Raw genomic sequence first — 8,708 nt, forward strand, 5'->3', positions numbered from 1 at the left:
CCTGCACCATGCGCACGGCGCGCTCGCGGACCTCGGGTGAGAACTTGTTTGACTTGGTCATGGCTCCATCTTCTCAGACGTTGGAGCCTCCTCAATTCCCGGGGCGGTTCACTTCATGGGTAAAGCACCGCTCAACGCTCACGTGGGTGCAGGCGCGGGCATCGAACTCGCGCCTCGGTTGCCACAACACTTCGCCCCCCAACAACGCGCCTGGTCCCAGGAACTGCAAAATGCAGCGGTGCCCCTCTTCGTTCACCTCCTCCAACGCCACAATGCCGCTTTGGATTCGGTAAACGCCCGACTTTGTGTCGCCGCGCAGATGCAGATAGTGTCCCGCCTGGTGGGTCGTCTGGCGACGGCTGGGTGTCGGTAAGTGGACCGAAGGCGCTGGCGGGTGAGACTGTCCCGCGTCATCAAAGATCATTCTCATAGCTTTAAGGCTTGAAAGCGGACTTGATCGACCAGGTGCAACAGGTGGGTAAGTGCCTGAGGCGCAACAGCCCCACGCAGGTATGGGCGAACAAAGTACTCCAATGCATCGGCATGGGTGGGGCCGGCGGCGAAATGCAGAACACCTTGATCAGACCCGATCAGGTAGGTCGGGAAGGTGGTGATGTCCAGCTCACCCAGCGCTTCGTCGTGGTCCTCTATGTCCAGCCACGCCCAGCGCACCTCGGGCAGCCGTTGATGCATTTGCGCAAAGACCGGTTGCAGGCCCCGACAAACGTGGCACCACTGCGCGCACAGGCAGACGACCCACACTTCAGCGGCCATGCGGGTTGTTGAGTTGGTGAATATCCAACGGTTGCACCACCGTGCCAGTGTTGCCCCAGGACTCTCGGATGTAGGTCAGCAACGCGGCCATGGTGTTGTCGTCCAGCGTCATCTGGAACGGCGGCATGCCAAAGGGATGGGGGTGCCCTGCTTTTGGCAACCCGAAGCCACCCTCCTGCACGATACGCAGCAGGTTGGCCGGAGTAGCCAGGGTCACCGCGCGGTTCCCGGCCAAAGGCGGATAAGCCACCCGACCATCGGCCAGCAGAAAGCCTTGGCCCTGGTCGCCGTGGCAAGTGGCGCAATGCTGTTCGTACACCCGCTGCCCCAAAGCCCGGTTGGTCACGGCTTGGCTGGCCTGTTTGGGGGGCGCTGAAGACTGCCGTGGCAATGCGATCAGGTAGTGCGCCACTGCGTGCAGATCGGCCTCGTTCCAGTGCTGCAAGCTTTGTGCAACCACTTCGGCCATGGGGCCGATGGCGGTGTGATGTCCACTTTTTCCATCGCGCAACAAGTGCACCACGTCGTTCAAGGCCCAGCCTTGAACGCCAGCTTCTTGCGGGTCCAGCAAGGAGGGTGCGTACCAGCCATTCGGCATGGTGGCGCCTGAGAGCGCCTTGGCGCTGATCAGACCACCCAGCCGGTCGCGCGGGGTGTGGCAGGCGCTGCAATGGGCCAAGCCCTCCACCAATTGGCGGCCCCGCTCGATCTCATTTGCCTGCACAGTCACTGCCGCCGATGGCTGGCCTGGCGTGAAGTACAGCGCTCGCCACACCTTGAGTGCAGCCTGTGTGTTGTAGGGCCAGCGCATCTCGTTCGGTCGGTTTGGGGTTTCGTTGGGCAACAGCGTTTGCAAATAGGCGAACAGGGAGTCGCTGTCGTCACGGCCGATGTGCGTGGTGTGGGTGTAGGGGAAAGCGGGGTTGAGCCAACGCCCGTCGGGTGCCTGGCCATGGTGCAAGGCCCGCCAAAAGTCACCGGCCGACCACCCGCCCAAACCCTGCGCGCTGGGGGTGAGATTGGGACCAAAAACGGTACCGTAGGGTGTGGCAATGGGGGTGCCCCCGGCATACGGCGCCTGCCCGGGCAGGCTGTGGCAGCCTTGGCAGTTGCCGAGCACGCTCAGGTAGCGGCCGCGTTCGATGGTGGCGGTCATGGCCATTGGGCTGGCCGTGTCGGCCTGTCGCTCGGGCACCGCCATGGTGGGGGCCGGCCAGAACAGCCAACCCACCAGGCCCAGCAAACACAGAACCAACGCCCCGCACAGCCAGCGCAAGGCAGAAATAGGAGTCATCAAAAACGCCATGGTGGGAAACCTCAAGGAGCGGAGCCGCACGTCATGGGCACAGACGCTGGCGCAGGGGGCAAGGTGGCCAGCGCGGGAACCGGCTGCGATGACAGCCAGGCGCTGAGAGCGGCAATGTCCTCGGGCGCGAGGCGGCGGGCAATGTCGCCCATGCAGTCTGGCGCGTGTGCTTTGCGCACACCGTTGCGCCAGGCGCCCAGCTGGGCGTTGAGGTAGTCACGCGGCAGCCCCAGCAAGCCTGGGGTGGCAGGCAGGGTGCCCATCAAAGCGGTGCCGTGGCAGCCCACGCAGGCGGGCACTTGCCGGGCAGCGTCGCCATGCAGCACCAATTGGCGGGCACGCTTGGCTTGAGGCGGGGACAAGGTGACCGTGACCGGGGCGGGGTAAGGCGCCTTTTGTTCGGCAAAGTAGTGGGCTATGTCGCGCAGGTAGGCGTCGGTTTGGTGCTGCAGGAGCACCGTCATTGGCTTGTACTGGCGGCGGCCCTGTTGAAAGTTCAATAATTGGTGGTACAGGTAGTCGGCCGGCTTGCCCGCCAGCCGGGGGTAGTAGCCGTCGGGGCCCGCGCGGCCTTGCTCGCCGTGGCAAAAAGTGCAGGCGGCCAAGCGCTGCCCCAGGCTGTCCACCGGCTGGCCTTGAACGCCTGCGGCCAAGCTGAGGGCGATCGCCACAAAGGTGGATTGAATCAAGCGCTTCATCTCAATTACCTTGGAAGTACAAAGGTCGAGGCCTCTGTGGCAGCCTTTGTGGTGAGCGTGTGCACGGAGGTTGCCGCAAATTCGATGGGAAGAATTTGACCTGCATGCTGCACGGCCACCGTGTTGGGCACCCGGGCTGTTAGAGACACAGTGGTCGCTTGGGCGGGCGCCAGTTCGACCCGAAGCGGGTTGACCAACTCGGCTCCGAGTGCGGACGACACCCTAATTTCCAAGACTTGAGGGTGGTCGGTGGCGTTCATTAACTGCAGCCGGTACACGTTTTCGACATGGCCTTGTTCGACAAAGCGCGCCATCACCGCTCGGTCCCGAATCACGTTCATGCGGATGTCGGGCCGCTGGGTGAACGACCAAGCCAAAGTGCCCACGCACACGCTAAGCAGAGTCGCATACACCAGCACCCGGGGCCGCTGCAGTGTGAGCCACACGGTTGGCGGCGTGTCCCGCCCGGCCAACTCACGCAACGAGGCCAGGCGAATCAGGCCACGCGGCGCGCGCACCTTGTCCATGACCTGGTTGCAGGCGTCAATGCACAGGCCGCAGCCGATACAGGCCGCCTGTAAACCCTGGCGGATGTCGATGCCGGTGGGACAGACCTGCACGCACAAGGTGCAGTCGATGCAATGTCCCGCTGATTTGTTTTTGCTGCCGTCTTGGCGCAGGCTGGATCTGGGCTCGCCACGGCGGTGGTCGTAGGCCACGTTGAGGGTGCGTTCGTCCATCAACGAACCCTGAAATCGCCCGTAAGGGCACATGTGCAGACACACTTTTTCGCGCACCAGCCCGGCGTTGAGGTAGGTGAGGGTGCCGTAGAACAGCGTCCAGAACGCGGGCCAGAAACCGATGGCCAAGTGCAACACGTCGTGGCCCAAGACCCGCACCGGGGTGAAGTAGCCGACGAAGGTCAGCCCAGTCCACAAGCCCACCGCCAGCCAGGCCAGGTGCTTGCCACCCCGGCGCCCCAGTTTCTCCAGCGTCCAGCCGCTTTGGTCCAGCCGTTTGCGGTTCTGGTGGCTGCCTTCAAAGCGGTTTTCGATCCACATGTACAGCGAGGTGTACACCGTTTGTGGGCAGGCAAAGCCGCACCACACGCGGCCCGCCACGGCGGTGGCAAAAAACAGCAGCAGGGCGCACACCACCAGCAGCCCGGCCAGGTAGATCAGGTCTTGCGGAAACAGCACTGCCTCGAATAGGAAGAAGCGCTGGTGCGCCAAATCGAACAGCACCGCCTGGCGACCGTTCCAATCCAGCCAGGGCAAGCCGTAGAAAAAGGCCTGGGTCAGCCAGAAGAACGTCCAGCGCCACCGCGCAAACTGGCCGCTGACTTCGCGCGCCTGTATCTTGTCGGTCAGCTGCCAGGTTGAAGACGGCTGGATGGGAATGACTTTGTGCATGACGGGCTCATGGGTGCTGGGGCAACTCTTGGGCGGCTGCGAACCAGCGGTCGAGTTCGGCCGCCGCTGCGTGCAGGTGCGTAGTGATGGCATCGGTGCCCAGCCATTCGTCGCGGCGGAAGAACACCTGCTTCAGCGTGACGACGCCCATCGTCGCTCCCCGCCAGGCGGCCTTGTCCTCGCCGGGGGTGGTGTAAAGACCGTCTTCCTCACTGCGCAGCATCAGCCAACCAGGCGAGTTGTCTTCCAGTTGGGCCGGCACCACCAATGAAAAGCCACTCCACACCAGGTTGGCCACGCCGTTGAAGCGGCCATTCAGTTGCCAGCCATTGCCCACGAGCTGACCGATCAACGCGGAGCCACCTATCACGGCCGCACTGGCCCGGTGGGCCAGTACCAATTCAGGCACGATGAACTCGCGCAGTGCCACGTTTTGCGATTGCAGTAGCGCCTCAATGGTCAAGCGTTGGGCTTTGAACACCTGTGGCGCGTATGGGCCCAAAGCCGCTATTGCCCGCGCAGTCTCTGCGTTGGCATACAGGTCGCCATGTTGGCCGCCGTCGCCGCCGAGCGCGACAGGTACACCCGGCTTGAACAGGCCCATGCGGCCCATCTGACGCAACAGGTCGGCCCCGTTGGCGGGATGGTCAGCAGCGACGGGCGGGGCAGCAGAGGTGTTTGGTGTGGCGAGAGACATGCCTTGATGATGTCCACGCGGCCTCTGATTGGTAAGTTGCAGTTTTGTCGATAAGTGACCGTATCAGATGGCGCGGCTGATCCGGTGGTTTTTCTGCTGTGCTGATACCGTGTGTGGTCCATTGGCCGATCAATACTTGGCCGTATGAGAGGTTTTTTTGGCGTCGCACTGGGTATGTTCACCCTGGTGGTTTTCGAGTGCTTGGGGGCGATGTTGACGGCAAAGCTGGGCTTGGGCCTGCCGGGGAGCGTCATTGGCTTTGTTTTACTGGCCTTGGCGCTTGGTGTATTCCGAGATGTTCCAGAGGCATTACAGCGGCCCTCCGCATGGCTTCTGTCCCACTTGCCGCTGTTCCTGATACCCGCGTTGTTCTCCGCAGTTGTTGCCCTCAACTTAGACCATTCACCGTGGCAGTTCCTTGTGCTGGGTTGCGTGGGGGGCACTTTGGTGTCTGCATTGGGCGCTGCCATGCTGGTGCTGCGCTTGCAGCGCCAATCTACCAAGCGGCCTGTGGATGACTGAACTTCTGTTGTTGAACGGGCTCGTGCTGGGTTGCTATTTGCTGGCACGGCGAGGGTTTTCCTGTTCTGGTCGGCATGTGCTGGCCTTGCCCTTGCTGACTGGAGCGGCCATGTTGTTTGTGGCGGTAACGCTGCTCAGGTTGAATCCCCAGACGCTGTTGGCGCAGATGTCGGGTCTGCGCTACCTGATGGACCTGGCGGTGGTGGCGATGGCCATTCCGCTTCAATTGGCAGGGCGCGCGTTGATGCGCCAGCCAGCGCCGTGGTTGGCTGGGTTGTTGGCTGCAGGTTTGGGCTCCATGGCTTGCGTTGTGTTGTTGGCCAATGGACTCGGTGTTTCCCCGGATGACCTGGTGGCGCTATTGCCCAAAGCCGCGACCATGCCGGTCGCGCTTGGACTGGCGGGGCAGGGCGGCGCCAACGTTCACCTCACCACCCTGTCTGTTGTGATGACCGGCTTGGCTGGCGCGCTATGGATTCCGTGGATTTTGCGTTCCTGCGGCGTTCAGCCAGGTCCGGTTCATGCCTTCACACTCGGGGCTTGTGCCCACGCGATTGGCTTGGTGCGGGTGCAGGCAGACAGCCCCCAGTGGCAGCATTTTGCGATTGCGGGCATGTGCGGCAACGCGTTGCTGACTGCATTGCTGATGGGGCTCTGGTGGCGGTTGTTAAACCTGGGCTGAATGCAGTGCTGGCTGAGCAGCCGATATCATCCAATTCAAGACTGATAGACCTTGAACAGATGACCACCGTGCGCTTGACGCGCTACCACCAGTTGGCCGAAGAACTTGCGGACAGCATCCGGGCTGGGATGCTGCGCGCGGGCGACCGTCTGCCTTCGGTGCGCGACCTGCGGCGCCAACGCGGCGTCAGCCCGTCCACCATCTTTCAAGCCTACGCTCACCTGGAGTCGCAAGGGCTGGTGGAGGCCCGTCCGCGCTCGGGTTACTTTGTGCGGCCCCAGCGCGCCGTCAACCCCAAGTCCATGACGGCAGCGCCCACCACCGACCGAGTCACGCCGGTGGCGATCAGTGAACTGGTGTTCGACCTGCTGGGCTCTACCCGCGATGCGGACGTGGTCCCTCTGGGCTCTGCGTTTGCCGCCCCCGAGTTGTTTCCGTTTGCCGAACTGGCCCGCAATGGTGCTCGCGCCATGCGGCGCTTGTCACCCGAGCAGGTGTCGGGGGCCTTGACGGCGGGTGACGAAACCTTGCGCGGCCACATCCGTCGCCGCTATGCCCTGCACGGTGTGCCGCTGAACAACGACGAGCCCATCATCACCAACGGCGCGATGGAGGCACTCAACCTGTGCCTGCAGGCGGTCACCCAACCGGGCGACGTGGTGGTGGTGGAGTCCCCCACCTTTTACGCTGCCTTGCAGGCCTTGGAGCGCCTGCACCTTAACGCGGTGGAGGTGGCGACTGATCCCGCAGAGGGCGTGGATCTAAATGCCCTGGAGGATTTGCTGAAACGCCAAAAGGTGGCGGCGTGCTGGTTCATGACCTCTTTTCAGAATCCACTGGGCTCGCTCATGCCCAACGCCCGCAAAGAGGCCTTGGTGCAGATGTTGGCGCGCTACCAGGTGCCGCTGATTGAAGACGACGTGTACGCCGAGTTGCACTTTGGGCCACGCCGACCCTTGCCCGCCAAGGCGTTCGACCGCGAAGGGCTGGTGCTGCATTGCTCGTCATTTTCCAAATGCCTGGCTCCAGGTTATCGAGTGGGTTGGGCGGCGGCTGGCCGGTACAGTCGGCACGTCGAGCGGTTGAAGATGATGACCTCGCTGGCCACGTCCATTCCGTCTCAGTGGGCGATTGCCGAATACTTGGTGCAGGGCGGCTACGATCGGCATTTGCGCCACCTGCGCGGGGCGCTGGAGTCCCAGCACCAAGCGGCTAGGGTCTTGATCCAGCGCTACTTTCCGCCTGGCACGCGCATGACGGAGCCTCAGGGCGGATATTTCGTCTGGCTGGAGTTGCCCCCACCGGTGGATACACTGGTGGTGCACCAACGAGCCATGGCGCAATCCATCAGCACTGCGCCCGGGGTGCTGTTCTCCGCAGATCGACGGTTTACCCACCACCTGCGGCTCAACGTGGGGCATCCAGTGGATGATCGATACAAGCAGGCAATTCAGCGGCTTGGGTGTCCACTTTCAATTTAAAACAGCGTCTAGTTTTTGTATCGCGGATGATTGCATGGCCCCCTGGAGGCTTCTATGGTCAATGGCGCGATGTGATGCGTGATCTGCTGGCTTGGCCCGGCGGTGGATTTTCCCTTGACACAAAATTCTGCATACCCTCTCTCGCCGCTGTTGAGTGGCCACTTCATCTGCAGACTTTCCGCTGGCTTCTGGACACCTGTTCGGGTGCTGATTGCGGCCGGGCAACTTTGAGCTGTCTGGGTGAAGGGGGAGGGTTCGGTTGAACCTTGATACTGATGGACTGCAGCGATACCGGCTCAACCTTGATTGCCACCCACCTCTGCTCGCGGAAGTTCCTTGAATACCCGGCCATGAGCGGGAGTCGTACTCTCGTTTTTCATTCTAGTAATGGGTGTCAACACGCCTTAAACAAGGACATGATGAGTTCACGCGTCCAAGTTAGAAATGGATCGTGTCCGTGTCGTCTGCTCCAATGCAGCGAAACGGTGAAATTGCGTTGTGGCAAGTCCGGCTCGACCAGTGCGAATTCACTTCGCGGTTCAAAGCCTTCGGCGATCGCTTTGGGCATGATCACGCCCATGTCCGTCGAACGAACGATGGCGGGTAAGGCAAGGAAGCTCGAGGTCGTCAAACGTATGCGGTGTTCGAGGCGCATTATTTGCAAGATTCGTAGCGTTTCTGTGTGTGAGCGTACCGAGACGAAGTCGAGCGACTCCAGCTCCTGCGCATTGAAGGCGCCATGCTTGTGCCAATGCAGAGCCGGGTGCTCGGCACGCAGCAGCAGCAGATAGCGGTCATTCAGCAGTTCGACTTTGGAGGAGCCCTGCACATCGGGCAGAAATCCAATCGCGAAGTGAAGATCTTGACTGTGCAAGGCCGCGGCAATGTCTTGCTGAGGCCAAGGCTTGGCCTGCACATGGACGCCCGGTGCCCGTTGCCTCAGTGCTTCCATCAGCCTGGGCAGAAACCGCATCTCCCCAATGTCGGTCAGGTGCAGGCGCAGTTCGGCACGGCTGGTAGCGGGGTCGAAGTTGTCCAGCTCGTTCACGCCTGCGTCCAGAAGCGCCAGGCCTCCTTGAATGGATTTTGCTAGACGGTTGGCACGTTCCGTGGGGCCGGCGCGTGTCAAGGTAGTT

10 protein-coding genes are annotated in these 8,708 nt (G+C 62.1%); 3 read left to right on the plus strand and 7 right to left on the minus strand.

Going from position 1 to position 8,708, the window contains the following annotated elements; translation table 11 throughout:
- Positions 1–91: 91 nt before the first annotated feature.
- From CON77_RS15795 to CON77_RS11620, 6 genes are read right to left on the minus strand one after another with little or no spacing between them, the layout of a single operon-like run.
- A complete protein-coding gene (locus CON77_RS15795; RefSeq protein WP_101049309.1) occupies positions 92–430 on the minus strand; it encodes a cyclic nucleotide-binding domain-containing protein in 339 nt (112 codons plus the stop codon).
- Complete coding sequence (locus tag CON77_RS11600; RefSeq protein ID WP_101049311.1) at positions 427–774, minus strand: thioredoxin family protein; 348 nt, start codon at positions 772–774, stop codon at positions 427–429. The genes CON77_RS15795 and CON77_RS11600 overlap by 4 nt, the downstream gene beginning before the upstream one ends.
- On the minus strand, positions 764–2,068 hold the full coding sequence (locus CON77_RS11605) for a c-type cytochrome (protein WP_198552356.1): 1,305 nt from the start codon (positions 2,066–2,068) through the stop codon (positions 764–766). The genes CON77_RS11600 and CON77_RS11605 overlap by 11 nt, the downstream gene beginning before the upstream one ends.
- Before the next feature lie 23 nt (positions 2,069–2,091).
- Complete coding sequence (locus tag CON77_RS11610; protein ID WP_101049315.1) at positions 2,092–2,778, minus strand: c-type cytochrome; 687 nt, start codon at positions 2,776–2,778, stop codon at positions 2,092–2,094.
- Between the two features lie 5 nt (positions 2,779–2,783).
- A complete protein-coding gene (gene ccoG / locus CON77_RS11615; RefSeq protein ID WP_101049317.1) occupies positions 2,784–4,190 on the minus strand; it encodes a cytochrome c oxidase accessory protein CcoG in 1,407 nt (468 codons plus the stop codon).
- 7 nt (positions 4,191–4,197) lie between these two features.
- The gene (locus tag CON77_RS11620; protein WP_157826936.1) at positions 4,198–4,887 is read right to left on the minus strand and encodes an acyl-CoA dehydrogenase family protein; all 690 of its coding nucleotides are present in this window, start codon (positions 4,885–4,887) and stop codon (positions 4,198–4,200) included.
- 174 nt (positions 4,888–5,061) lie between these two features.
- Here CON77_RS11620 and CON77_RS11630 point away from each other — a divergent pair, with 174 nt between their 5' ends.
- From CON77_RS11630 to CON77_RS11640, 3 genes are read left to right on the plus strand one after another with little or no spacing between them, the layout of a single operon-like run.
- Positions 5,062–5,409: a CidA/LrgA family protein gene (locus CON77_RS11630; RefSeq protein ID WP_157826937.1), complete on the plus strand. Its 348-nt coding sequence runs from the start codon at positions 5,062–5,064 to the stop codon at positions 5,407–5,409.
- Complete coding sequence (locus CON77_RS11635; RefSeq protein WP_101049325.1) at positions 5,402–6,091, plus strand: LrgB family protein; 690 nt, start codon at positions 5,402–5,404, stop codon at positions 6,089–6,091. The genes CON77_RS11630 and CON77_RS11635 overlap by 8 nt, the downstream gene beginning before the upstream one ends.
- A gap of 59 nt (positions 6,092–6,150) precedes the next feature.
- Positions 6,151–7,572, plus strand: a complete 1,422-nt coding sequence (locus tag CON77_RS11640) for an aminotransferase-like domain-containing protein (protein WP_101049327.1) — start codon at positions 6,151–6,153, stop codon at positions 7,570–7,572.
- Between the two features lie 394 nt (positions 7,573–7,966).
- On the opposite strand, the gene CON77_RS11645 is transcribed toward CON77_RS11640, so the two are convergent.
- A partial coding sequence (locus tag CON77_RS11645; RefSeq protein WP_232788519.1) for a LysR substrate-binding domain-containing protein occupies positions 7,967–8,708 on the minus strand: 742 nt, incomplete at its 5' end.

The organism is Macromonas nakdongensis, assembly GCF_002837145.1.
Lineage (GTDB): Bacteria > Pseudomonadota > Gammaproteobacteria > Burkholderiales > Burkholderiaceae_C > Macromonas_B > Macromonas_B nakdongensis.

Bases quoted from the DNA above. Each gene is read 5' to 3' on its own strand.
- CON77_RS15795 (WP_101049309.1), bottom strand. From the start codon at position 430: ATGAGAATGATCTTTGATGACGCGGGACAGTCTCACCCGCCAGCGCCT.
- CON77_RS11600 (WP_101049311.1), bottom strand. From the start codon at position 774: ATGGCCGCTGAAGTGTGGGTCGTCTGCCTGTGCGCGCAGTGGTGCCAC.
- CON77_RS11605 (WP_198552356.1), bottom strand. From the start codon at position 2,068: ATGACTCCTATTTCTGCCTTGCGCTGGCTGTGCGGGGCGTTGGTTCTG.
- CON77_RS11610 (WP_101049315.1), bottom strand. From the start codon at position 2,778: ATGAAGCGCTTGATTCAATCCACCTTTGTGGCGATCGCCCTCAGCTTG.
- ccoG (WP_101049317.1), bottom strand. From the start codon at position 4,190: ATGCACAAAGTCATTCCCATCCAGCCGTCTTCAACCTGGCAGCTGACC.
- CON77_RS11620 (WP_157826936.1), bottom strand. From the start codon at position 4,887: ATGTCTCTCGCCACACCAAACACCTCTGCTGCCCCGCCCGTCGCTGCT.
- CON77_RS11630 (WP_157826937.1), top strand. From the start codon at position 5,062: ATGTTCACCCTGGTGGTTTTCGAGTGCTTGGGGGCGATGTTGACGGCA.
- CON77_RS11635 (WP_101049325.1), top strand. From the start codon at position 5,402: ATGACTGAACTTCTGTTGTTGAACGGGCTCGTGCTGGGTTGCTATTTG.
- CON77_RS11640 (WP_101049327.1), top strand. From the start codon at position 6,151: ATGACCACCGTGCGCTTGACGCGCTACCACCAGTTGGCCGAAGAACTT.